Annotated in this window: 22 protein-coding genes and 1 tRNA gene; 6 read left to right on the forward strand and 17 right to left on the reverse strand. The window is 62.8% G+C overall.

Going from position 1 to position 24,835, the window contains the following annotated elements; translation table 11 throughout:
- Positions 1-35 precede the first annotated feature (35 nt).
- From EB231_RS10070 to EB231_RS10130, 13 genes are all read right to left on the reverse strand, one after another.
- Positions 36-353, reverse strand: coding sequence for a Dabb family protein (locus EB231_RS10070; protein WP_172348672.1), 318 nt, complete (start codon positions 351-353; stop codon positions 36-38).
- A gap of 11 nt (positions 354-364) precedes the next feature.
- Positions 365-1,993 (reverse strand): GMC family oxidoreductase, encoded by a 1,629-nt coding sequence (locus EB231_RS10075; RefSeq protein WP_172348673.1) that lies wholly within the window; start codon positions 1,991-1,993, stop codon positions 365-367.
- A gap of 11 nt (positions 1,994-2,004) precedes the next feature.
- Positions 2,005-2,766: a 3-ketoacyl-ACP reductase gene (locus tag EB231_RS10080; protein ID WP_172348674.1), complete on the reverse strand. Its 762-nt coding sequence runs from the start codon at positions 2,764-2,766 to the stop codon at positions 2,005-2,007.
- Positions 2,763-4,268, reverse strand: coding sequence for an FAD-dependent oxidoreductase (locus EB231_RS10085; protein ID WP_172348675.1), 1,506 nt, complete (start codon positions 4,266-4,268; stop codon positions 2,763-2,765). Before EB231_RS10085 ends, EB231_RS10080 begins: the two co-directional genes overlap by 4 nt.
- 88 nt (positions 4,269-4,356) lie before the next feature.
- On the reverse strand, positions 4,357-5,472 hold the full coding sequence (locus EB231_RS10090) for an ABC transporter ATP-binding protein (protein ID WP_172348676.1): 1,116 nt from the start codon (positions 5,470-5,472) through the stop codon (positions 4,357-4,359).
- A gap of 21 nt (positions 5,473-5,493) precedes the next feature.
- The gene (locus EB231_RS10095; RefSeq protein WP_172348677.1) at positions 5,494-6,438 is read right to left on the reverse strand and encodes a carbohydrate ABC transporter permease; all 945 of its coding nucleotides are present in this window, start codon (positions 6,436-6,438) and stop codon (positions 5,494-5,496) included.
- Positions 6,435-7,391, reverse strand: a complete 957-nt coding sequence (locus EB231_RS10100; RefSeq protein WP_172348678.1) for a carbohydrate ABC transporter permease — start codon at positions 7,389-7,391, stop codon at positions 6,435-6,437. The genes EB231_RS10095 and EB231_RS10100 overlap by 4 nt, the downstream gene beginning before the upstream one ends.
- Positions 7,392-7,544: 153 nt before the next feature.
- Positions 7,545-8,798 (reverse strand): ABC transporter substrate-binding protein, encoded by a 1,254-nt coding sequence (locus tag EB231_RS10105; RefSeq protein WP_095084589.1) that lies wholly within the window; start codon positions 8,796-8,798, stop codon positions 7,545-7,547.
- A 58-nt stretch (positions 8,799-8,856) separates the two neighbouring features.
- Positions 8,857-10,368 (reverse strand): aldehyde dehydrogenase family protein, encoded by a 1,512-nt coding sequence (locus tag EB231_RS10110; RefSeq protein WP_172348679.1) that lies wholly within the window; start codon positions 10,366-10,368, stop codon positions 8,857-8,859.
- Positions 10,369-10,381: 13 nt separating this feature from the next.
- Positions 10,382-11,158 (reverse strand): enoyl-CoA hydratase/isomerase family protein, encoded by a 777-nt coding sequence (locus EB231_RS10115; RefSeq protein ID WP_172348680.1) that lies wholly within the window; start codon positions 11,156-11,158, stop codon positions 10,382-10,384.
- Complete coding sequence (locus EB231_RS10120; RefSeq protein ID WP_246741007.1) at positions 11,151-12,701, reverse strand: acyl CoA:acetate/3-ketoacid CoA transferase; 1,551 nt, start codon at positions 12,699-12,701, stop codon at positions 11,151-11,153. Before EB231_RS10120 ends, EB231_RS10115 begins: the two co-directional genes overlap by 8 nt.
- A gap of 47 nt (positions 12,702-12,748) precedes the next feature.
- On the reverse strand, positions 12,749-13,765 hold the full coding sequence (locus EB231_RS10125; RefSeq protein ID WP_172348682.1) for a Gfo/Idh/MocA family protein: 1,017 nt from the start codon (positions 13,763-13,765) through the stop codon (positions 12,749-12,751).
- On the reverse strand, positions 13,762-14,820 hold the full coding sequence (locus EB231_RS10130) for a LacI family DNA-binding transcriptional regulator (RefSeq protein ID WP_172348683.1): 1,059 nt from the start codon (positions 14,818-14,820) through the stop codon (positions 13,762-13,764). Before EB231_RS10130 ends, EB231_RS10125 begins: the two co-directional genes overlap by 4 nt.
- A gap of 238 nt (positions 14,821-15,058) precedes the next feature.
- Here EB231_RS10130 and EB231_RS10135 point away from each other — a divergent pair, with 238 nt between their 5' ends.
- The 3 genes from EB231_RS10135 to fcl all read left to right on the forward strand — a co-directional run bounded on the left by EB231_RS10135 (position 15,059) and on the right by fcl (position 18,360).
- Complete coding sequence (locus EB231_RS10135) at positions 15,059-16,213, forward strand: dihydrodipicolinate synthase family protein (RefSeq protein WP_172348684.1); 1,155 nt, start codon at positions 15,059-15,061, stop codon at positions 16,211-16,213.
- Positions 16,214-16,310: 97 nt separating this feature from the next.
- A complete protein-coding gene (gene gmd, locus EB231_RS10140; RefSeq protein WP_172348685.1) occupies positions 16,311-17,372 on the forward strand; it encodes a GDP-mannose 4,6-dehydratase in 1,062 nt (353 codons plus the stop codon).
- A gap of 13 nt (positions 17,373-17,385) precedes the next feature.
- On the forward strand, positions 17,386-18,360 hold the full coding sequence (fcl, locus tag EB231_RS10145; protein ID WP_172348686.1) for a GDP-L-fucose synthase: 975 nt from the start codon (positions 17,386-17,388) through the stop codon (positions 18,358-18,360).
- Here fcl and EB231_RS10150 read toward each other — a convergent pair.
- A complete protein-coding gene (locus tag EB231_RS10150) occupies positions 18,349-18,894 on the reverse strand; it encodes a hypothetical protein (protein ID WP_172348687.1) in 546 nt (181 codons plus the stop codon). The two genes, fcl and EB231_RS10150, sit on opposite strands and share 12 nt — an antisense overlap.
- Here EB231_RS10150 and EB231_RS10155 point away from each other — a divergent pair.
- Positions 18,856-19,803, forward strand: a complete 948-nt coding sequence (locus EB231_RS10155) for a hypothetical protein (RefSeq protein ID WP_172348688.1) — start codon at positions 18,856-18,858, stop codon at positions 19,801-19,803. The two genes, EB231_RS10150 and EB231_RS10155, sit on opposite strands and share 39 nt — an antisense overlap.
- 101 nt (positions 19,804-19,904) lie before the next feature.
- Positions 19,905-21,323 carry a tetratricopeptide repeat protein gene (locus EB231_RS10160; protein WP_246740907.1) on the forward strand — a complete coding sequence of 473 codons (1,419 nt, stop codon included), beginning with the start codon at positions 19,905-19,907 and terminating at the stop codon, positions 21,321-21,323.
- Positions 21,324-21,454: 131 nt separating this feature from the next.
- Here the strand turns inward: EB231_RS10160 and EB231_RS10165 are convergent, their stop codons facing one another.
- Positions 21,455-22,786 carry a sulfatase-like hydrolase/transferase gene (locus tag EB231_RS10165; protein WP_246741008.1) on the reverse strand — a complete coding sequence of 444 codons (1,332 nt, stop codon included), beginning with the start codon at positions 22,784-22,786 and terminating at the stop codon, positions 21,455-21,457.
- Between the two features lie 1,064 nt (positions 22,787-23,850).
- Between EB231_RS10165 and EB231_RS10170 the strand changes: the two genes are divergently transcribed.
- On the forward strand, positions 23,851-24,051 hold the full coding sequence (locus EB231_RS10170) for a hypothetical protein (protein ID WP_172348690.1): 201 nt from the start codon (positions 23,851-23,853) through the stop codon (positions 24,049-24,051).
- Positions 24,052-24,179: 128 nt separating this feature from the next.
- On the opposite strand, the gene EB231_RS10175 is transcribed toward EB231_RS10170, so the two are convergent.
- Positions 24,180-24,254: transfer RNA gene (locus tag EB231_RS10175), tRNA-Val, on the reverse strand.
- 105 nt (positions 24,255-24,359) lie between these two features.
- Positions 24,360-24,722: a cell cycle two-component system response regulator CpdR gene (gene cpdR, locus EB231_RS10180; RefSeq protein WP_006199474.1), complete on the reverse strand. Its 363-nt coding sequence runs from the start codon at positions 24,720-24,722 to the stop codon at positions 24,360-24,362.
- Between the last annotated feature and the right edge of the window lie 113 nt (positions 24,723-24,835).

The raw sequence follows: 24,835 nt of genomic DNA on the forward strand, positions 1-24,835 counted from the left end.
GAACAGCGATCAGCCGGCTTTCGAAGAGCCGCCGGTCACTTTTTCGTAAGATCGAGATCGAAGACCATCAATCCATCGGTGCCGCCTTCGAGTGCGGCGACCAGTCTTGCGCCGGCGCGCTGGTGCGCTTCATGCACGAGATAGGCGTCGCGCGCGGCGGCATCGCGGAAGTCGATGGTGAAGCCATGATTGAAGCCGCGCGCGAAAGGTTCCGGGCTGACATTGGCGCTGAAGTGGACGGTGTCCATGCCGTCGATCACCTGTCGCAGCGCTTCCAGGTCGGCATGGATCGCCGCGCGCTCGCTGTCGGGGACATCATCGCGAAACCTGACGAACACACAGTGCCTGATCATTTTCTTTCCTTTCAAGCAGCCCGGTTTCCGGAAAACACAGCCGGCGGCAGCGGGTCGCGACCGAGGATCAGATCGGCGCCCTTTTCGCCAACCATGATGGTCGGTGCATTGGTGTTGGAGGAAGGTACGCGCGGCATCACCGAGGCGTCGCAGACGCGCAGGCCTTCGATGCCGCGCAGCCGCAGGTCCGGCGTCACCACGGCCATCTCGTCATGGCCCATGCGGCAGGTGCCGACAGGATGGTGATCGGTCTTCGAGGTGCGGCAGGCATAGTCGACCAGCTCGTCATCGCTGGCCAGCGACGGGCCGGGCAGCACTTCGCGCAGCACGTAGGGGGCAAGCGCCTTCTGCCGCATGATCTCGCGCGCCAGCCGGAGCCCCTTGAGCGACATGGCCCGATCATAGGGATCGGACCAGTAGTTCGGGTCGATCAGCGGATGGTCGGCCGGGTCGGCGCTCTTCAGCCGCACAGTGCCGCGCGAGCGAGGCCGCAGGAAGGCCGAGTTCAAGGTGACACCGGGGTTGTTCAGCTTCTCGACGCCGGCCTCGATGCCCGAGCCCAGGCCGAGATGGAACTGGATGTCGGGCGAGGCGGCGGTCGGGTCGGCGTACCAGAAGCCCCCGGTTTCGAACAGGCTGGAAGCCACCGGCCCCTTCTTGAGCAGCAGGTACTGCAGGCCGGCCCAGGCCGTGCGGTGCAGCTTGGCGTAGTTGTCGTAAGTATGGTCGCCGGTGCACTCGGCGATCACGAACAGATCGAGATGGTCCTGCATGTTGGAGCCGACGCCGGGCAGGTCGTGCATCGGCGTGACGCCGACCGATTTCAGATGATCGGCCGGACCGATGCCCGATTGCATCAACAGTTTCGGCGAGCCGATGGCGCCGGACGAGACGATCACCTCACGATCGGCGCGCAGGATTTTCTTCTCGCCCCCCGGTTTGTCGACGATCTCGACGCCAATGGCGCGGCCCTTCTCGACGACGATGCGGGTCACCAGCACGTCGGTTCGGACGGTGAGGTTCTTGCGCGCGCGGATCGGCTTGAGATAGGCGACCGAAGCGGATGAGCGCCGGGCGTCCTTCTGCGTCAGCTGGTAATAGCCGACGCCTTCCTGGGCAGCGCCGTTGAAATCCGGATTGAAGGGAATACCCATCTCCTGGCCGGCGCGGAAATAGGCCTCGCAGATCGGCAGCGGCGAGATCGGATTCGAAACACCAAGCGGCCCCTGGTCGCCATGGAAATCGTTGGCGTAGCGCTGGTTGTTCTCGGCGCGTTTGAAGTAGGGCAGCACATCGCGATAGCCCCAGCCGGCGAGGCCCTCTTCCTTCTCCCAGGCGTCGTAGTCGCGGGCGTTGCCGCGCGTGTAGATCTGGGCGTTGATGGAGGAGCCGCCGCCGACCACCTTGGCTTGCGTGTACCAGAAGACGCGGTCCTTCATGTTTTTCTGCGGCACTGTCGACCAGCCCCAGGACGCGATGCCCTTGGTCATCTTGGCGAAGCCCGCCGGCATATGGATGTAGGGATGCCAGTCCTTGCCGCCGGCTTCGAGCAGCAGCACCGAATTCGCCGGATCCTCGCTCAACCGGTTGGCCAGAACGCAGCCGGCCGGGCCGGCGCCCACGATGATGTAATCGGTCATGTCTTTTCCACTTACAATCGCGGCACGGAGAGCGCGCCATCGACATTGATGATCGAGCCCGTCGAAAAGCCAAGCTTGCCCGTGGCAAGCGTCGCCACCACCGAGCCGATGTCAGATGCCTCGCCCCAGCGTTTGGCCGGCACCAGGCCGCTGTCGATCAGGGCATCGTATTTGGCGGTGACGCCTGCCGTCATGTCGGTGCGGATGATCCCGGGCCGCAGCTCGAACACGCCGATGTTTTCCGGGGCGAGCCGTAGCGCCAGGTTCTTCACCCACATGGAAAGCCCTGCCTTCGAGATGCAGTATTCGGAGCGTTCCGGCGAGGCCATGTCAGCGCTGACCGAGGTAATGGTGATGATCGATCTTGTGTCGTCGCCGGGTTTGGCCAACATCGCTTTGGCGACGACCTGGCTGAGAAATACGGTGCCGCGCAGGTTGATGCCGAGCGTATGGTCGAAATTCGCCGGTTTCAGCTCCAGCAGGTCGCCGCGCACCACGGCACCGACGCCTGCATTGTTGACGAGACAGTCGATGCGGCCGAAGGCACGCAACGTGGCGTCGACGAGTGCGCTGTGACTGGCAAGATCGGCGATATCACAGCGAACATAGGCGAATTTCGCGCCGCGTGCCGTGATGTCGGTAGCCAGATCGTCCGGCGCCTGTTCGGCCAGATCGGCGACCAGGATGTCGAAGCCGGCATCGGCCAGCGCCTGGGCACAGGCAAGGCCAATGCCGCGCGCGCCGCCGGTGACGATGGCCGCAGGGCGGGTCATGCGGCAAGCTCGCTCTTGCGGATATGCTCGGCCACCCGCAGCGCCTGGGCGGCGATCGACAGCGCCGGGTTCACCGCGGCCGATGTCGGCAGAAAACTGCCGTCGACGACGAACAGGTTCTGGTGGTCGAACGACCGGCAGAACGGGTCGAGCGGTGAAGTCGCCGGATCGCTGCCCATCTTGACCGTGCCGCACTGGTGCGAGGGCGTGCGTTTGTCGAAGGGGCGCGACAGCACGATGGGATAACCGCAGGCGCGGAAGTTTTCGCGCATCACCCTGGTCAGCCCGTCGAGCGACTGCATATTGGAGCGCCGCCACTGCATGACGATGTCCTTGCCGTCGACCATGATGCGGCTTTCGGGATCCGGCAGGTCCTCGCACATCAGGTACCAATCGACGGCATGGCCGGCCATGTAATCGAGCGCGAATCTCGGCATCGTCTTCACATTGGCCTTCAGCATGTTGCCGTCGATCTTGCCAAGCAACTGGACATTGCCCAGTGGTTTGCCGCCCTTGCCATCCGAGAGGTAGTAGTCGTTCAGCATCAGCGTCTTCTGGTAGACGGCATCATTTCTGCGGCGCGGGTCGATGGCCAGCATGGCGCTGGAATTGTGGTTCATGAAATTGCGGCCGACCTGGTCGGAGCGGTTGGCAAGGCCCTTGCCGTTGTTGGATGACGGCGAACGCAGCAGGATGACGGCGGAGTTGACCGCGCCGGCGGACAGGATGACCAGTTTTGGCGTGACTTTCTTCGCCTCGCCATTCTGCCGGTAGTGAATGGCGGCGATGTTTTTACCATCGGGCGCCGCTTCGAGATATTCGACATAGCAGCCGGTCTCGAGCCGGATGTTGCTGTCCTTCAACGCCGCGGCGAGCGGTGCCGTCTGGGCGTCCATCTTGCCCTGACCGGTGTTTGGAAAAGCGTCCCAGCCGGTTCTGCCTTCTTTCAGCCAGGTGTCGATATCGACGCCGAGCGGCAGCGAGGCCGGATGCAGGCCCAGCCCCTTGAGTTCGGCGCGGGCGCGCGCGATCGGTGCTTCGTCGGGCACCGGCTTGTAGGCGTAGGGGATCGAGTGGAACGGCTCGGTCGGGTCTTCCGCCAGCGTGCCGCGCACACGAAAGAGCTGCTCTGCCTTCGAATACCAAGGCTCGAACTCGTCATAGGAAAATGGCCATGCCGGCGAGACGCCGCCGAAATGCTCCATGGCGGAGAAGTCTTCCTTGCGGTAGCGGATCAGCACCGCCCCGTAGAACTTCGAATTGCCACCGACATAATAGTAGTTGCCAGGATTGAAGGCGGCTCCGCCGGCTTCGCGCCACATCTCCTTCGGCCGGTAGTGGCCGTCGACGAAGATGGAGCGCGTGTCGCGCGCATGCGGCGTTGCCGGCAAGGGCTCGCCGCGCTCCAGCATCAGGATCGAGGCGCCGCTGCCGGCCAGACCGGAGGCGATCGTGGCGCCGCCGATGCCGGAGCCGATGATGACGATGTCCGGATTCGTCATGGCCTAAATCGCGTCCCGACGCGCTTTGGGTTTTTGTTTTGATGCATGTCGTTGCCCCAAAACCGGATCCACTTTTGGGCGACATACATTAGCGGATGCGGTTCTCGGTCGCCGGATCGAAGAACACCGCCTTGGTCAGGTTGAAGGCTAGTGGCGTGTTGGTGCCGGGCTGGATGTTGGCGTCGGCGCGCAGACGCGCGACCACGCCCTTGCCGCCGAGGTTGGTGACGGCGAATGTGTCCGAGCCCGCCGGTTCGACAACCTCGATATGGCAGTCGGCGGTGGCGATATGCGAGGCGTTGCGCTCCGCACCCTCCGGATCGGTCAGGGCCTCCGGCCGGACGCCGAAGATGACCGGCTTGCCCTTGAACGCCGACAGCCCGGCTGGCGCATTGGCCATCGGCAGAGTGATCGGCTGACGCGCCTCGCGCTGCAGCACGACGGACAGCGCATTGCCGTTGGTGCCGATCGTCGCCGGGATGAGGTTCATCGCCGGCGAGCCCATGAAATCGGCGACGAAGAGATTGGTCGGGTTGTTGTAGATCTCGGCCGGCGTGCCGAACTGCTGCACCTCGCCATCGCGCATCACGGCGATCTTGGTCGCCAGCGTCATCGCCTCGATCTGGTCGTGGGTGACGTAGACGATGGTTGTGCCTGTCGTGGCGTGGAGGCGCTTGATCTCGATGCGCATGTCGACGCGCAGCTTGGCGTCGAGGTTGGACAGCGGCTCGTCGAACAGGAACAGTTTGGGGTCGCGCACCAGCGCCCGACCCATGGCGACACGCTGGCGCTGGCCGCCCGAAAGCTGGCTTGGCTTGCGCTGCAGGAGATGGCCGATCTGCAGGACCTTGGCCACCTTGTCGATCGCCTTCTGGCGCTCGTCGGCGGGCACGCCGCGCATTTCCATGCCGAAGGAGATGTTCCCGGCCACCGTCATGTTCGGGTAGAGCGCATAGCTCTGGAACACCATGGCGATGTCGCGCTTGGACGGGTGCAGATCGTTGATGGCGCGGCCGTCGACACGGATCTCGCCCTCCGTGATCTGCTCCAGGCCGGCGATGGTGTTGAGCAGAGTGGACTTGCCGCAGCCTGACGGGCCGACCAGCACCAGGAAGCCACCCTTTTCGAGTTCGACATTGATGCCCTTCAGGATCTCAACATTCCCGAAGCGCTTCTTCAGCCCATCAATTTCCAGAAAAGCCATGGTCGTTCCTTCTGAATGTGGTCAGCCCTTGACCGCGCCCGCCATCAGCCCGCGCACGAAATAGCGGCCGGCGACGACGTAGACGATCAGGGTGGGCAGAGCCGCGATCATCGCGGCCGCCATGTTGACGTTGTATTCGACGACGCCGGTCGAGGTGTTGACGACGTTGTTGAGCGCCACCGTCATCGGCATCGCGTCGCCGGTGCCGGCGTAGGCGGAAGCGAACAGGAAGTCGTTCCAGATGTTGGTGAACTGGTAGATGACGGTGACGACGAAGATCGGCATCGAGTTCGGCAGCATGATGCGGCGGAAGATCTGGAAAAAGGAGGCGCCGTCGACCTGTGCGGCCTTGATCAATTCGGTCGGGAAGGCCTCGTAATAGTTGCGGAAGAACAAAGTGGTGAAGCCGATGCCGTAGACGACATGGACGAAGACCAGATTGACCGTCGGGTTGCCGAGGCCGAAGCTGGTGCCGACCGAGTTCTGCAGCAAGACGCCGAAGCGGCCGAGGCTGCCGAGGATCGTCGCCATCGGCAGCAGCACCGACTGGAACGGGATGAAGCAGGCGAACAGCATCAGTCCGAACACCAGTGTCGCGCCGCGAAAACGCCATTTGGTCAGCACGTAGCCATTGAGTGCCCCGAGCATGGTCGAGATCAGCACGGCCGGAACCACCATCTTGATGGAATTCCAGAAATAGCCCTTGATGCCGGCGCAGGTGAGACCGACGCAGGTCTCGCCCCAGGCCTTCAGCCACGGGTCGAACGTCGGCGATTGTGGCAGCGCCAGCATGTTGCCGTTCTGGATCTCGTCCATGGTCTTGAACGAGGTGACCAGCATGACGAACAGCGGCATCAGGTAGAACAGCGCAAACAGCGCCAGAAGCCCGTAGATGACAATGCGGTTGACGAGTTTGACGTTGACGCCGCCGGAAGCCTGGCGGGCGGGAGCGGTGATAGCGCTCATCGCGGCTTCTCCCTGAGTTCGGAATAGAGATAGGGCACGATGATGGCGACGATGGTCATCAGCATGATCACGGCACTGGCCGAGCCGACAGCCATCTCGTTGCGCTTGAATGTGTACTCATACATGAAGTTGGACGGCAGCCAGGCCGAGCCGCCGGGGCCGCCAGAAGTCAGCGCGACCACCAGATCGTAGGACTTGATGGCGAGGTGGGCGAGCACGATGAAGGCCGACAGGAAGATTGGCCTGAGCAGCGGAATGACAATGCGGCGGTAGAGCTGGAAGGTGGTGGCGCCGTCGATCTGCGCCGCCTTCATGATCTCGCCGTCAATGCCGCGCAGGCCGGCCAGGAACATCGCCATGATGAAGCCGGAGGCCTGCCAGACACCGGCGATGACCACGGTGTAGATGACGAAATCCTTGTTCTTGATCCAGTCGAAATGGAAGCTCGTCCAGCCCCATTGGTGCAAGGTCTGCTCGAGGCCGAGTCCTGGATCGAGGAACCATTTCCAGGCGACGCCGGTGACGATGAAGGACAAGGCCATGGGATAGAGGTAGATCGGCCGCAGCACGCCTTCGCCGCGTATCTTCTGGTCGAGCAGGATGGCCAGGAACAGGCCGAGCGCCAGGCAGATCAGGATGTAGAGAAAGCCGAAAATGCCCATGTTGGTGATCGACGTGTACCAGCTCGACGGCGGGTCGGTGTCGAAGGTCCAGCCCCACAGCCGCTGATAAGCGCGCGGACCGGTGATGACATAGGACGGGAAGGTCTTGGAATTGGTGAAGGACAGATAGATCGTCCACAGGATGAAGCCGTAGACGAAGACGATCGTGATGGCGAAGCTCGGCGCCAGCACGATCTTCGGCAAGGCGTCCTGCAGGCGCGAACGCACAGTGGCGCGGGGCCGTGCATGCTCGGGCGTCGGCTTGATCTGGCTTGTTGCTAGCGTGCTCATGAGCTCCTCCCGTTTTCGGGTCGTCCGTGCGCTGCCGTCAGGCGGCAAGGCGGCCCGTGCGGACGGGTCCTTGGTCGGCATGGTGTCGAGCCGGCCAATCGTGGGATGAAACCTTCCCCGCCGAAGCGGGGAAGGTGTTTTCGTGGCCGGCGCTTACTTGGCGTCGTCGATCGCCTTGACCAACTCGGTCACGGCTTCGTCCGAGGTCTTGATCTGGCCATGGACGAACTTCGAGACGACGTCCTTGTAGGCATTGGCGACCGCCGGAGGCGCGCCATAGCCCTGGGCCAGCGAGCCGAACAACGTGCCGCCGTCATTGGCTGCCTTGAGGTCGGCGATGCCCTTCTTGCCGCAAGCGTCGAAGTCGGTGTCGGGAACGTCGGTACGGGCCGGAACCGAACCCTTGACGACGTTGAAGGCGGACTGGAAGCTCTTCGACAAGGTGGCGGTGGCCAGTGCGACCTGGGCGGCCTTGCGGTCGTCCGGAACGTTGAACATGCCGAACATGTCGGAGTTGTAGATCACAGAGCCGTCAGTGCCCGGGAAGCGATAGCACAGGAAGTCCGTGCCCGGGGTCTTTTTGGCGGCATGGAACTCGCCCTTGGCCCAGTCGCCCATGACCTGCACCAGGGCGTCGCCCTTGATAACCATCGCGGTGGCGAGGTTCCAGTCACGACCCGAGAAGTTCGGGTCGACATAGGTGACGAGCTTGGCCAGGTTGTCGAACGACTTCTTCATCGTGTCCGACTTGAGCGAAGCGTCGTCGAGGTCGTTGAAGGCCTTCTTGTAGAACTCGGGTCCGCCGGTCGACAGCACGACCGAGTCGAACATGGTGGCTTCCTGCCAGTTCTGGCCGCCGAGAGCGAGCGGGATCACGCCCGCAGCCTTGGCCTTGTCGAGCAGGGCAACGAAGTCGTCGAAGGTCTTCGGCTCGGTGCCGCCGATCTTGTCCATGACAGCCTTGTTGATCCACAGCCAGTTGACCGAGTGGACGTTGACCGGGGCCGCGACCCACTTGCCGTCATAGACCGAGAACTTCTGCAGGGCGGCCGGAACCGACTTGTCCCAGCCTTCCTTCTTCGCCGTCTCGGTCAGGTCGCCCATGACGCCGGCCGCCGCATAGTCGAGCACGGTGTAGCCGAGCATCTGCGAGGCGGTCGGATAGTTGCCGGCCGCGACCATCGCCTTCAGCGCGGTCATGGCGGCGTCGCCGCCACCTCCGGCCACCGGCACATCCTTCCAGGCATAGCCTTCCTTGGCCAGATCGCCCTTCAAGACGTTGAGGGCGGCCGCTTCGCCGCCCGACGTCCACCAATGCAGCATCTGCACTTCCTTGACGTCCTCGGCATGGGCGGCGAAGGCCAGACCCGATGCGAGAGCCGTTCCGATAAGCAGTTTGCGCAACATGTACTTCCTCCCTTGTTGCATTACACGACCGGTGGAAGCCCACCGGGTTCTTCCAAACTCAGCCGACCCACCATCCTGTGCGCTGGCCGCGATGAAACTGGATTGTCTTTTCCTCGGTATAGTCCTCGACGGCGCGTTTGCCGAGTTCGCGGCCGAGACCGGACTGCTTGTAGCCTCCGAAAGGCAGCTCGGGATAACCTTCCATGAATGTGTTCACCCAAACCGTCCCCGAACGCACCCCACGCGCCACCGACATGCAAGTGTCGATGCTGGCGCTCCACACGCCTGCAGACAGACCATAGGGCGTGTTGTTGGCGATGTGCAACGCCTTTTCAATCGTTTCAAAAGTCAGCACGGAGAGCACCGGCCCGAACACTTCTTCGCGTGCGATGGCCATGTCCTCGGTGACGCCGCGGATGATGGTTGGGTCGAGATATTGGCCGGCATTGGAGGCCAGCTGCCGGCCGCCGCTGTAGACGTTGCCGCCGCCGCTTGCGGCTGCCGTGACGTAACCGGTCACCTTGGCCAGATGGTCGGACGAGATCATCGCGCCGACCTTGGTTCGATCGTCCAGTGGATCTCCCACTGCTACTCTCGACGTAAGTGCCTTTACGGTGGCAAGAAAATCGTCGGCGATCGCCTCGTGCACGATCAGCCGGCTGCCGGCGTTGCAGCATTCCCCGGCATTGAAGAAGCCGCCGAACACCGCCGCGTCGGCGGCCGCTTCGAGATCGGCATCGGGAAAGACGATCTGGCCGTTCTTGCCGCCGAGCTCCATCGAGACCTTCTTGAGCGACTGCGCAGCGGATGCCATGGTCATCTTGCCGACGCGGGTCGAGCCGGTGAACGACACCATCTCGACCAGGGGATGGCTGACCATCGGCGCACCGACATCACCGCCCAGGCCGGCAAGGATGTTGACGACGCCAGCGGGCACGCCGGCCTCAAGCAGGATATCGCCGAGCACGAAAGTCGAGGCCGAGGTCATCTCGCTCGGCTTCACCACCGCCGTGCAGCCGGCGGCAAGCGCGAAGGGCAGTTTCTGGCTGACGATCAGGAACGGGAAATTCCACGGCGTGATGATCGAGACGACGCCGATCGGCTCGCGCACGACCACGCCCAGCATGGCGTCGCCGAGATTGGCGTAGCTCTCGCCGTGCAGCGTGCGGGCGAGCGAGGCGGCGTAGCGCCAGATGTCGACGGCGCCACCGATCTCGCCGCGCGCCTGGGCGATCGGCTTGCCCGATTCCAGTGCATCGAGCCGGGCGATGTCTTCCAGCCGCGTCTCGATCAGGTCCGCCGCCTTGAAAAGGATCGCGGCGCGTTCGGCCGCCTTCATGCGTGGCCAGGGACCGGTCTCGAACGCCCTGTGCGCGGCCTGCACGGCTGCTTCCACCTCGGCCTCGCCGGCCTGTGCATAGCGCGAAACGGTGAAGCCATGGCCAGGGCTCTTGCGCTCGATCGCGCGGCCGTCGCGCGCATCGACATGCTTGCCGTCGATCAGCAGCCGATAGTTTCTTGGCGCGGCTGACGCTTCGACGGGCATGGCGATGTTGAGGGGGGCGTTCATCAGGATTTTTTCTCTAACTTCTAGAAAATGCGGGTTTCTGCTTGGTCTTGAAAGCGCTTACACCAGCCTTGAGGTCTCCGGAGAGCGCGATGAAACCGCTGGCCAGTGCTTCCGTTGCCGCCGCACTTTCCTCGCCTTCGGCCACGGCGATCATCAGCTTGGCGGCTTCGGTCGCCAACGGCCCGCGCTCGGCGATCGTCTGCGCCCAGGCGCTGGCGTGGGCCAGCCCGTTGCCGGTTTCAACCACCCTATCGACCACGCCAAGGGCCAGCGCTTCGGGAGCGAGAAGTATCTCGCCACCCAAAGCCAAGCGGCGCACGGTCTGGGCCCCGAAGCGGCGCACGGCGCGCTGCGTGCCGGACCAGCCGGGCACGACGCCGATCGAGGTTTCGGGGAAGCCCAGTTTCACCTGCGCCTCGGCGACGCGAAAATCGCAAGCGACGGCCAGTTCCAGCCCCCCGCCCAGCGCATGGCCCGACAGCACGGCGATCGTCGGCTGCCGCAGCCTCGCCAGCCGGTCGAACACCCGGTGGCCATAGCGCACCCATTGCACCTGGAAGTCGGCCGCGTTCATCTGCGCCCACGCCTCGACATCGCCGCCGGCGCAAAAGCCCTTGCCTTCGCCGCGCAGCAGCACGACGCGCACGCCTTCAGCCGCCTCGGCCGTGTCGAGCGCCGTTTCCAGCGCCCGCAGCATCGGAATATCCAGCGCGTTGAATTTTTCAGGCCGCCGCAAGGTAACGATGCCGATGGCGCCGTCCCGCTCGAAGGTGACGAGAGGCTCAGCCATGCGCGCCTCCGAGCGAGGCGCCGCGATTGAGCGACAGGCCGATTGGCCGATCCTGATAGAGCGTCGCCGGCGTCACCTTGAGGTCGGTTGCGACGCCAAGCGGTGTTTCCGACTGCGCCAGCACGTCGCGCTCGAGGTCGATGCCCGGCGCCAGTTCCGTCACCATCAGCCCATCAGGCGTCAGCTTCATCACGCAGCGCTCGGTGACATAGGTGATATCCTGGCCCTGGGCGACGGCGCGCTTGCCCGAAAACGAGATGTGCTCGACCTCGTTGACGATCTTCTTGACCTTGCCCTCCTGGTCGATGCGGATGCCGCCATCGGCCAGCGAGAGCTTGGCGCCGGCATTGAAGAAGCCGGAGAAAACGATCTTCTTCGCCCGCGCGGTGATGTCGACAAAGCCTCCGGCGCCAGCGGTGACATGCGGCCGTGCCGAGAGTTTCGACACGTTGACCGAGCCGTGGCGGTCGATTTGCAGGAAGGAGAGCAGTGAGGCATCGAAGCCACCGGCCTGGAAATAGATGAACTGGTGCGGCGACGGCATGATCGCCTCGGCGTTGGAGGCGCAGCCGAACTTGAAGTCGAGCAGCGGCACCCCGCCGACCGCGCCCTGCTCGATCACCCAGGTGACCTTGCCGTGCTGGCCTTCTTCCAGAAGGATGCGCGGCACATTGGCCGAGATGCCGAAGCCGATGTTGACGGCCATGCCGTCGCGCAACTCCATGGCGACGCGGCGGGCGATCACCTTCTGGACGTTCATCTCGGCATTGCGGAAGGTCGACAGCGGCCGGAAGATCTCGCCCGAAATCGCCGGGTCGTAAGGCGTCAACGTCGTCTGCAACTGGTCGGGCGCCACCACGATATGATCGACCAGCACGCCCGGCACGCGCACATCATGCGGCTTCAGCGTGCCGTTCTCGACGACGCGCTTGACCTGCGCGATGACGATGCCGCCATTGTTGCGGGCGGCGAGCGCCTGCTCGAGGCCGCCAAGATAGGCACCTTCATGCTCATAGGTGAGGTTGCCGCGTTCGTCCGCCGTGGTGGCGCGGATGATCGACACCTGCGGCACGATCGAGCGGAAATAGAGCCATTCCTCGCCGTCGAATTGCTGCACCGAAACGATCGGCTCGCTTGCCGCCGCGTTCATGGCGCAGCCTTGATGGCGCGGATCGGCAAACGTGTCGAGACCGACCTTGGTCAGCACGCCCGGCCGCTTGGCGGCGGCTTCGCGGTGCATGTCGAACAGGATGCCGGACGGCACGTTGTAGGCGGCAACCGAATTGTCGCCGATCATCTTCCAGATCTGCGGCGGCTCGGCGGAGGAGGGGCCGGATGGATAGGAGCCGCACAGGGTGCGCTTCAACAGGCCGGGCTTGGCGAGGTGATCAATGCCCTTGATGCCATACATGTCGCCGGCGGCGATCGGATGCAGCGTGGTGATGTTCTTCGGGTGACCTTCCGCGTCGAAACGTTCGCCGATGGCGGCCAGCACCGCGTCCGGACAGCCAAGACCGCTCGACGACGACACGGAAACAACCATGCCGTCCTTGATCAGGCTGGCTGCCTGCGTTGCGGAAACGACCTTGCTCACTTCATGCTCCCGAGTTTCGGGTCGATCTTGACGGCCTTGCCGGAGCTGGCCGATTGCAATGCCGCCTCGGCCGAGGCCAACGACCAGATGCCGTCCTCGCCGGTGGCGGAGGGCTGGCCGTCGCCGTGGATCGCGGCATGGAACTGACGCACGGACCTGGCGTAGAGATCCTCGCGGTCGAAGCTCAATTGCTCCTCACCCTTGGCCGTGCGCAACAGCACCGAGCCGTCCGGCTTCTGGGTCATGACATTGCCGGCGATCAGCGAGCCTTCCGAGCCGTGCACCTCGAAACCGGTGTCGGCGAATTTGGTCGTGAAGCCTTCATGCGACTGGGCGATGAGGCCCGATTTGAAGCGCCAGATGCACATGGCACCGTCTTCCAGCCCGCTGTCGGCCATGCCGGCGGCTTGCGTGAAGGCCGAGACCTCGACCGGATCGTCGCCGAGCACGAAGCGCAGCGTGTCGGCATCGTGCACGGTGATGTCGAGCACCACGCCGCCGCCCGCTTCGGGCTTGGTGATGCGCCAGCCCTGCAGGCTTTCCGGCAGATAGACGGAATGGAAAACGCGTGCGGCGATCGGCTTGCCGATGCGTCCGGTGGCGATGGCGTCCCGCATGGCGCGATGCGCGCCGGCGTTGCGCAGATGATGGTTCGTGCCGAGCACGATGCCGGCGGCGCTGGCGGCCGCGACCATCTTGCGCGCATCAGCGCTGGTCAGCGCCAGCGGCTTCTCGCACAGCACATGCTTTCCGGCCTTGATGGCGGCAAGCGCCTGCTCGAGATGCAACTCGTTGGTGGTCGAGATGTAGACGGCGTCGATATCCTCGCCAAGGAGCTCGTCAAGCGTCGAGACCGCAAGCGGAATGTTGTTTTCCACGGCATATGCCTGGGCCCGCTCTGGGCTGGAACTCATCACCGCCGCGATCCTGCCATCGGCCTGCGTACGAATGGCATTGATCATGAATTGCCTGGCGATCGTGCTGGCGCCGATCAGTCCCCACTTGACGCTCATGCCGCGCCTCCCGTTCCTGCGGGCCTGTTTCGTGTGCGGCGATCCGGGCCGCAGCTTTCCCTGACAACGAGATTGACCGCGCCGATATGGTCTTCGGCACGCGTGGTGCGCGACTGGATCATCTTGAGCATGACGTGTGCTGCGCGTTCGCCAAGACCGGCTGTGTCAACCGCGACACTGGTCAGCGCCGGCATGTAGTGTTCGGCCTCGACCACGTCGTCGAAGCCGACGACGGCGAAATCCTGTCCCGGCTCAAGCCGGCGCTTGCGCAATGCCAGCATCACGCCGAAGGCGACGGCATCGTTGAAGCAAAGCGCCGATGTCGGCGGCTCGACCATTGCGAGTGCGGTTTCCAGGCAAGCAATGCCACCCTTGCGGCTGGTCTCGCCCTCGATGACGAGCACGTCGCGAGTGGCGATGCCCAGCGTCTCGCAGGCTTCGCGAAACCCGCCCAGCCGTTCCTGATAGACCACCAGGTCCGAAGTGCCGCCGAAGAAGGCCAGCCGGCGATGGCCTTTGCCGATGAGATGAGCAGCGGCAAGATAGGCGCCGCGATGATTGTCGGGCGCGATCACCGGGATGCGGCTATCAGGCAAGCGGCGCATGGCGAAGACAACCGGCACGCCAGCCATCTCCTGCCGCCGGAAAGCGCCTGGCGTGGTGCCGCGTGCCGGTGACACGATGAGGCCGGCGACGCCTTGCTCCATCAGCGACTTCAGCACCTCTTCCTGTCGCACCGGATTTTCCGCCGTATTGGCGATGAAGGGCACGATGCCGGCCGACTGGAAGACGCGCTCCATGCCCACCGCCAGTTCGGCGAAGAACGGATTGGTGAGATCGTTGATGACCATGCCGATGACGTTGGAATGGGCCTTGCGCAGATTGGCGGCGCCGCGATTGTAGACATAGCCGACATCCTCGATCGCCTTGCGCACCTTGACCGCCGTCTCGGGCCGGATCAGCCCGCTGCCCTGGAGCACGAGCGACACCGTCGATTTGGACACGCCTGCCTCGCGGGCAATGTCGAAGATCGTCGCCTTGGCCCGGCTGGCCATCCCGATATCTCCTCCCGGTTTTGGTTCAAATTATTGGAACGTTCTAATCACTGCTCCAATCGAGAGTCAATCGAGATTTTTTCCCGGCCTGGAGAATGGACAATAAGGCGCTATAGGCCCCGTCTTGCAACGAGTGTCGTGCCGCGATGCAGCATTTTACGGAAGGTCGCTCGTGAATCTTAAAGGTTCTTGATTTATTGGAACGTTCCATTTATAGGCGCGATAAAGGGAGAGCTCGATGGATATTGCCTTGCCTGGTGAGGGTGGCTACAGCAGCCGCTACGCGCTTGTCGGACAGCCGGTGCAGCCGGTAATCGGCGCACGGTTTTCGCGCATCGCCTATGCCGCCGCGCATGTCGTCGCCGATCCTCTCAAAATGACCGATCCATGGTCGCGGCCCGTGGTCGACTGGGACAGGACGATGGCGTTCCGCCATCATCTGTGGCGGCTCGGCTTCCGCATCGCGGAGGCGATGGATACGTCGCAGCGTGGCATGGGTTTCGACTGGCCAAGCGCACGGGACTTGATCCGCAGGTCTATCGCCGAGTCCCGCACCGTCGATGGCGCCGATCTTGCCTCGGGCGCGGGAACCGACCATCTGGCGCCGGCGTCGGCCAGGACGCTGGACGATGTGATCGCCGCCTATGAGGAGCAGTTCGCTTTCATCGAAGGACAAGGCGGCAAGGCTATCATGATGGCCAGCCGCGCATTGGCGGCGGTGGCGAAGGGACCGGACGACTACGCCGCCGTCTACGACCGGATTCTCAGCCAAGCCTCCGGCAAGGTCATCCTGCACTGGCTGGGTGACATGTTCGACCCGGCCTTGAAGGGCTATTGGGGCAGCGACGATTTCGAGACCGCGCTCGATACGGTGGTCGCCATCATCGAACGTCACGCAAACAAGGTCGAAGGCATAAAGATATCGCTGCTCGATGCCGGCAAGGAGGTTGCGCTCCGCGATCGGCTGCCGCACGGCGTCGTGATGTTCACCGGCGACGATTTCAACTATCCCGAACTGATCGCAGGAGACGGTCGTGGGCATTCGCACGCCTTGCTCGGCATTTTCGACGCCATCGCGCCGGTCGCCAATGCCGCCCTGGCAAGGCTCGCCAAGAACGACCGGGCCGGCTATGACGCGCTGATGGCGCCGACGGTGCCGCTGTCGCGAAAGATCTTCGAGGCGCCGACCGAATATTACAAGGCCGGCATCGTCTTCATGGCCTGGCTGAACGGCCACCAGGATCATTTCACGATGGTTGGCGGCATGCAGTCGGCGCGCGGCATCCGCCACTATGCGGAGGTCTTCCGCCTTGCCGACCAGGCAGGCCTGCTGGCCGATCCCCACCTTGCCATATCGCGGATGAAGAGCCTGTGCGCCGTCGCGGGCGTCTGAGCCGAATGAAGTTCGGCTAGAAGTATCCCCTGCTCGCGAGATTTGCGATATTGGTCTCAACCCGTATTGGGAGCGCGGATCAGTGGACCGGTAGCCGATGGCAGACAAAGTGGCCCTCATAACCGGGGTAACCGGCCAGGACGGGGCCTATCTCGCGCGATTGCTGCTGCGGAAGGGCTATATTGTCCATGGCGTCAAGCGCCGTTCGTCCTCGTTCAACACCGAGCGTATCGACGACATCTATGTCGACCCGCATGAACGCGATATCAGCTTCTTCCTGCACTATGGCGATCTCACCGACGCCACGAACCTGATCCGGCTGGTTCAGGAGACGCAGCCTTGCGAGATCTACAATCTCGGTGCTCAGAGCCATGTCCACGTCAGTTTCGAGACACCTGAATACACGGCCAATGCCGATGCCCTGGGGACGCTCAGGCTGCTCGAGGCAATCCGCATCCTGCGCCTGGAAAAGACGGTGCGCTTTTACCAGGCCTCGACCTCGGAACTTTACGGCAAGACCCTCGAGGTGCCGCAGCGCGAGACGACGCCCTTCCGTCCCCGCTCACCCTATGCGGCCGCCAAGCTCTATGCCTACTGGGCGACGGTAAACTATCGCGAGGCGTACGGCATGTTCGCTGCCAACGGCATCCTGTTCAACCATGAGAGCCCGGTCCGCGGCGAAACCTTCGTGACCCGCAAGATCACGCGGGCAGTTGCCTCGATTCACCATGGCCGACAGGAAACGCTCTATCTCGGCAATATCGATGCCAGGCGAGACTGGGGTCATGCACGCGACTATGTCGAGGGCATGTGGCGTATCCTGCAGCACGACGAGGCCGACGATTTCGTGCTGGCGACCGGCGAGGCGCACTCTGTGCGCGAATTCGCCGAACTGGCCTTTGCCGAAATCGGGAGGACCATTCGCTGGCAGGGCCACGGTGTGGACGAGATTGGCGTCGACGCCGGCTCGGGCGCCGTTCTGGTGCGTATCGATCCGCGCTATTTCAGGCCGGCGGAAGTCGACCTGCTTGTCGGCGACCCGTCCAAGGCCAGGACCAGGCTTGGCTGGTCGCATGTGACCGGGTTCAAGGATCTGGTGGCGGAGATGGTGCGGTCGGATCTGGCACGCGCCGACAACAGGCCCGGTGGCCGTTCCTGACGGAGACAGTGCGATGAACGAGACCTTCGATCTCAAAGGCAAGCGGGTTTTCGTGGCCGGGCATCGTGGCATGGTCGGGTCCGCCGTCCTGCGCAGGCTGGCAGTCGAGGACTGCGAGATCCTGACCGCGACGCGCGCCGAACTCGATCTCCTGGATCAGGCCGGCGTGCGAGGCTGGATGGCCGACCGTCGGCCGGATGCCGTGGTGATGGCCGCGGCCAAGGTCGGCGGCATCCTTGCGAATGACCGGTTTCCGGCCGATTTCCTCTATGACAATGTCGCGGTGCAGACCAATCTCATCGAGGGCGCCTTCCGCACCGAAGTGGGCAAATTGCTGTTCCTCGGTTCATCCTGCATCTATCCAAAACTGGCGCCGCAGCCGATCCCCGAGGATGCCTTGCTGACCGGCCCGCTCGAACCCACCAATGAATGGTATGCGATCGCCAAGATCGCCGGGTTGAAACTCTGCCAGGCCTACCGGCGTCAATACGGCGTCAACTACATCTCGGCGATGCCAACCAATCTCTATGGTCCAGGGGACAATTTTCACCTTGAATCCAGCCACGTCATACCTGCGTTGATGCGCAAGGCACATGAAGCAAAGCAGGCTGGTCACAAGACCCTGCAGGTGTGGGGATCGGGCACGCCGATGCGCGAGTTCCTGCATGTCGACGATGCAGCCGATGCCCTGGTCTCCCTCCTGAAAACCTACAGCGGTGAAAGCCATGTCAATGTCGGGTCGGGTCAGGATATCACCATCGCCGAATTGGCCATGACGGTGGCCTCGATCGTCGGCGGCGATGTGGAGATTACGTTCGATGCGACCAAGCCGGATGGTACACCGCGCAAGTTGCTGGACGTTTCGCGGCTGTTTGCCACGGGATGGCGCCCCCGGTACTCGCTGCACAGCGGGCTGGAACAGACATATGCATGGTTCCTCCGGCATATCGAAGCCGGTCAGGTTCGGCTGACAGCATCAGAAAGTTGATGCCGCTTGAGCGATTTCTCGATGAAGACATTGGCGGCGACCAGGGCAGATGGCCTTGGAGGGCGCCTGCTTGCCATGGTCAATGCAAAATGTCTCGCCGACAAAATGGGGTGCCGTTTCGGCTTCACCTGGAACCGCCGGTCCATCGACGACATGCAATTCCATATTGTCGATTCCGTCGACAAGGTTTTTGCCGCCGATTTCATCGAAAGACATTGGCTGGGCGAGAAGATCGACACGGCCCGGTTCGGTGTCCTCGATGGAACCCGGTTCACCCGGTCCAGCTTGGCGGCCGACGCCCGCCGGAACGGATTCCAGGGGTGGATCTGCGACGATTTCCGCATCCTGAGGTCGTTCCGGCAGGGCTGGTTCAGGGCGATGCTGCCCGCCAACAGGTCGGCCCGATTGAGGCATCGGACGTTTGGCACGTTTGGCTTCTCCGAATCCGTGAGAGCAACGATCGCCGCCGCCGGCAAACCTCGGTTTTCCCGGCCGATGGCCGCGCTGCATCTGCGCAGCGGCGACATCATCCACGGGAATTATCGCTCGGAGCTGGAGTTTTGCGACAAGGTCATTCCCGCACCTCTAGCCAAGGCGATCGTATCGAAACTGGCGTCGAAAGGCCTGGCGACGCTGGTGATCGGCCAGGACCGGGCAACGCTCGACTATCTGAAATCGGAGACCGGAGCCTTCCTCGCCGACGATTTCGGGGCAAGCGAGTTTGAAGACGAGACGCTCAAGGCGTTTCTCGAAATGGCATTGATGGCTCGGTGTCGACAGATCCATGCCGGAAGCAGCGTGTTCGCGACAATCTCGTCAGTGATCGGCGGCATCCGGGTCATCAAGCCAAAAGCCGTGTTCGGCAATCGCGGAACAGCGACGGTCATCCTGGACGAATTGAAGGTTCGGCAATCCGATTACCATCCGCTGGAGGCCGCCTTTGGTTATCAGTCGGCCTTCGTGCTGACGGAACACAGCACCAGTCCGGCGCAGGCGAGGGGAATTCTCGAAAAGGCGGCCGCGCTCGACCCACAAAACCCCGCCTATGCGTTGAAGATGGCGGCCGGCTATTTTCGAGAACGGAATTATCAAGGCGGCGAGGCGGTTCTGAAAGCGTTCATGCTCAAGGAAGTCGACGCCCGCGCCGAGAATTCCATGCGGATTCTGCAGGTTCTGACCCACCCCTCGGCGCGTGGCCACATCATGGCCGGTGACTTTGAACTCTACTTTGCCGCGGCCAAGGCAGGGTATCCCTACGCCGCGGCATGCTCTGCCCAGATCCTTCACGCGGCTCTGGGCAGAACCGAGGCCGCCTTGGCGATGGCCGCGCTGTCCCTCAAGGCGGACCCCGCCAATCGGCTTTTTCGGCAAATTGAATTGGCGCTCCGGGCGAGCGCGACGGCAAGTGACAGCTCGTCCCTGCGGCAGCTGGCCGGCGGTTGACGCGTTCGAACCTCGCGGTGGATTGGAACAGACATATGCATGGTTTCTCCGCCACATTGAAAAGGGCGATGTCCGGCTCGGGGCCGCGTGGCGGAGGATCGATGTTGATTGTCGTCAACAGGGAAGATGGGCTGGGCGGCCGACTGCTGGCGATGGCCAATGCGAAGGCCCTGGCCGACAGGCTCGGCTACCGCTTCGGTTTCACCTGGAGCAGCCGGGATATCATCGACCAGGAATCGCATACCGTCGATGTGGTCGGGAAGATCTTCTCCGCGGACTTCATCGACAAGCACTGGCTGGGCGAGACGATCAAGGTTGCCGATTTCGGTGTCCTCGGCGGCACGGCCTTCGCACCGTCGGACCTTGAGGCGGCTGCAAGAGGGGGAAAGCTGCGCGGCTGGATCTGCGACGACTTCGACGTTCTCGATTTCTTCCGTGACCAGGGTGTTCAACCGGCTCGGTCCGAAGCGCTGCGGGCCTTCGGGTTCGCGCCGGCCGTGCGGCAGGCCCTGGATGCCGCCGGCAAATGCCGCTTTCCCGGCCCGATGGCCGCCTTGCATCTTCGCAGTGGCGACATCGTCTACGGCCACCATCGCAGAAGGCTGGTTTTCGCCGACAAGGTTATCCCTTCGACCCTGGCCAAGGCTGTTGTGTCGGAGCTCTCATCGAAGGGCCTGACGACGCTCCTTGTCGGCCAGGATCGCGCGACGCTCGATTATGTCGGCGCGCAAACCGGGGCAATGCGGACCGACGATTTCGGTGCCGCGGACTTCAAGGGAGAGGAGGCGCTCAGCGCATTCTTCGAGATGGCGCTGATGGCAAGGTGCCAGCAGATCCATGCCGGCAACAGCATCTACGCGGTGGTTGCGTCCGTCATGGGCGAGGTCCCGTGCCTGGACATCAGCGCGCTGTTCAGCAAGCCGCGCGCGACGGAAATCATCATGCAGGAATTGCAGGCGCATCAAGCCGACTATCATCCCCTTGAAGCCGCCTTTGGCTACCAATGGTCGTTCCTGTCGCTGGAAGACAAGATCGACCCGGCGCGGGCGAGGGAGTTGCTGGAAAAAGCCCAGGCGCTGGATCCGGAAAACGACGCCTATGACCTGAAGCTGGCGGCGGCGCATTTTCGCGAAGGCAATTATCCGGCCGGCGAGGCCATGCTGAAATCGCTGATGATCAGCCAATCCCGGCTGCGTTCCAAAATTCCGTTGCCGATGATGGACATCCTGACCGACCGGATTGGCGGCTTCCTGACGATGGCCAGGGATTTCGAGGTCTTTTTCGCGGCGGCAAGGGCCGGCTATCCCTACGCCATGGCGTGCTCGGCCTATATCCTGCTCGAAGTGCTGGAGGACAGAAAGTCGGCGATGGAGATGGCGGCAAGGTTGGTGAAGATCGAGCCTGGAAATGCGATCTTCAGGAGAATCAGGCGGCGGATCGAGCTTGGCAAGAAGCCGAAATCCGGTCGGCTGGCGAAAGCACGGTGGCGGCTCGGCCGGCTGAAGACGTTCTGGATCTGACGCCGGACGGTGCGATTGCCGCGCCGTATTGAAGACCCGATCTACAACAGGCGATGGAGGGCACCATCTGCCGACCCACTGATCTGGTGTCTGGGATCAAGCCCGCCAAGCTCATTGCAATGTAACCCCCGTTAGGGGCCATCGGCCTTCGCTGACGCCATATTCGGCTGCAATCTTTGCGCGTCAGGCTCGAGGTAGTGCAGTGACAGATCTATCGAATTCCAGTGCACGGAGTCGGAGAACAACCCAAAGATGTCACCGCTGGTGAATTGCGGAGGGCGGGACGTCGCGGCGAAGAGCGACTCGTCGTATTCGGACGCGATGTCGGCGGGACTATACCCCATCAATTCCAGCACGGTGGGAACGATCTGGAAATGGCTCGCCTTGCCGCGATTGGCCGCGGCGCCGATTGCGAAACGCGCCCTCAGCGTCGGATCGGCGGTATAGGCCATCAATGGAACAAGACCCACACGCGGATCGGGATCATAGATGGTGCAGTGGGTCGATTTGCCGACTTTCATCGCCTGTCCGTGGTCGGACGTATAGATCATCGCGGTATTCGAAAGATCGGCGCTCTCGAACAGCTTTTTCATGAAGTGGTCGACCGACCAGCGGACCGCATTGCGGTACGACGCCAAGCGTGTCGCGACCGTGTCCTTGCCGGCCGACGTGACTGTCGGTCCGTAGACGGCTTCCGATGCAGGATAGGACCAGTCATAGGGAAAATGCGCGCCGTTCTTATTGGCGTAAATGAAGACTGGCCGGCTGCCGGCCAACTCGCCGCGTAGGATGTCGATCAACCGGAAATCGGCGCGGTCCATCTGCACGTCGTCTATGAAATAGGCCTTGTCGATGTCACGCTTTTCTCGCACCGTCATGAAATTCGTGCTCCCCAGGAGGACGACTGCCTTGGCGGTCGACTGCGCGTCGATATATACCGTTCGGTATCCGGCCTTCTTCGCGTATTGCCAGATCGTTGGGTTGGTATTGACGGAATGGGCGAGATCGCGGCGCGACGCCGTGAGGCGCAGTATGGCGTTCGAATAAACACTGCAGTCGCCGCCGGACACGGCGGGACCGAAATCGACGAATCTGTCGGCGAGGGCGGCGATGTTAGGTGTGTACGAATTGCCAGGCGAGAGATCGACGAAATCGGCGCGAACGCTTTCGTCGATCATCATGACGATGTTGCGAGGCCTGACCTGCGCCGTGGCGTTCCATGTGACGGCGCGGCGCTCCGGGGCGCCTTGTGTCACGATCCGCTCCGCGGCCATTGCGGACAGAGCCAGCGGAGCAAACTGCTTCGGCAGGCCGGAGGAGCCGCCTCCGTCCTTGGCATAGACCACGGCTGCAATAATCAGGATCGGCAGCAGTGGGAGCCACGCCATGCGCCCTACCCATCTCGAGAGCCGGGCGCCTGTCACTGCCGGCGGAATCGAAATCGACGTCACGCCAAAGGCCATGATCGCCACGGCGGGCCAGATCAGCCGATCGTAGAAACCGGCGGCCTCGCCGATGGAATTGCGGCTCGCCCAGAGGGAAAGGATATCGAAGACCGACAGATCGGCGTGACTTGCCTGGAAATAGACCCAGGCTGCCGCGCTCGACAGTGCAAGCGGCACGGCCCATAACAGGCGTGTGACGAACCGGGGCTGGAATGACGCAAACAACAACGCCACCATGGCCAGTCCCCAGATTGCGAGGAATGGAGCCAGGGTGGTGAAGCGCCCGTTGGCGAAGAGATTTCCGACGCGGTCCCAGAAGTCGAAACTGGTGATCGCCACGAAAACGGCGATCATGGTCAATTTGGCACATAGGGCTGCTACGCCCCAGCGATTGCGATGATGGGTCGGAGCCTGATCGATGCGTTCACCCGTGCCAGGCATGACGACCCCCCGTATTTTGTAGAGTATTGACGACAAAGCCGCGGTGATCGTTGCGTTGGACGTGCACAGGTCTCGGAGACGATTCCGAACCGCGGACAACCCACCCGGCCGCCCCTGAAAGACCGCCGTTCAGACAGCGTTCCAAGAAGCTGCCGCCGCGCATCGGAGCCTTGTTCGGTGACCAGCGGTCAGCGAAGCGTTCGCTCGTACAGCTTGGTTCGTGCGTCGATCGGCGACGGAGCCATTGGCCAAATGCTCGCGTGCGCTGCAGTTCTTCGAACTCCAGCCGCGATACTCCTTGCCACGTCAAACCGATCTCCTGGCGTAGCATCAGCGTTTCAAGATCGCTGCCGTTGCGCTTGATCAGTTGGCGAGGTTGGTCTTCCGGTATGCTCCTTGCTCCACCAGATAATCATGGTCTGCAGTCACCTGCCATGCGTATGCGGTTGTCCGGCGGCCACGCTATGGCGGGTGGGCCTTGAGCAGCCTAACTAACCTGATGCCTCATGGGCCTTCAGTTCCATCAATATGTGCCGATCTGAAACCCGTAGCTTCATTCATATGAAGGAAGCCGGTGTGCGATTCCCCCAACTGCTGGCTTTCGCGACAGCCCGCCTCTACCTCGACCCCAAGCGAAAAGAATGGGTCGGATCGACAGCCAATGCGGCGTGATGCATCGGCTCGGGAAGGGCGTTGCGGAAACAAACAAGCGTCAGCCGCCGGTGCGGCTGGGAAGGCGAATCAGCGCACATTTGCGCGGATGGAAGATGCTCGACGACATCGCGCGTGACGAGCCGCCGGGCAGGCCGGTGAACCCGTATCGGTCTATCTGGGTGTCGTGAGCCACATGGGGCGCGGCGTGGCGATAAGGTCTATTACCACCACGTTGATTTTCAGAGGAACGCGGCCGAGGTTTGGGCCGGATTTCCGTGCCAACCGGCAGAAGGGCTTAGCTGGGTATTTGAAAGGATGGTGGGCGTGACAGGGATTGAACCTGTGACCCCTGCAATGTCAATGCAGTGCTCTCCCGCTGAGCTACACGCCCATCCGAAGCCGCGCATACACCACTTTTGGTCCGGCGCGTCAATAGCAGGAAAAAGGAAAGAAGGCGTCGTCTCGCCGCAGCGGCGATGCCTTCGCGGAAAGCGGCTCAGGCCGCCTGCAGCATCTTCTCGACCTCATTGACGAGATCGCGCAGATGGAAGGGTTTTGATAGCACCTTGGCGTCTTTCGGCGCCTTGGAATCCGGGTTCAGCGCAACAGCGGCGAAACCGGTGATGAACATGACCTTGAGGTCGGGATCGATCTCGGTGGCGCGTCGTGCCAACTCGATCCCGTCCATCTCCGGCATGACGATGTCGGTCAACAGCAGCGAGAACGGCTCTTCGCGCAGCCGCTCGTAGGCGCTGGCGCCGTTGTCGAAATCGCTGACCTGGTAGCCGGCGCGTTCCAGCGCCTTGACGAGGAACCGACGCATATCGTCGTCGTCTTCCGCCAGAAGAATGCGTGCCATGATATCCCGTCCGAATCACCCGCCCGAGACTGCCGCCCGGGCAGCCCGTTAACCATCCTGTATATGAGGAGGTGACGGTAAACATCAAGTGAACGCGGCGAAGCATTATCCGC

The sequence above is a fragment of the Mesorhizobium sp. NZP2298 genome (genome assembly GCF_013170825.1).
GTDB lineage: Bacteria > Pseudomonadota > Alphaproteobacteria > Rhizobiales > Rhizobiaceae > Mesorhizobium.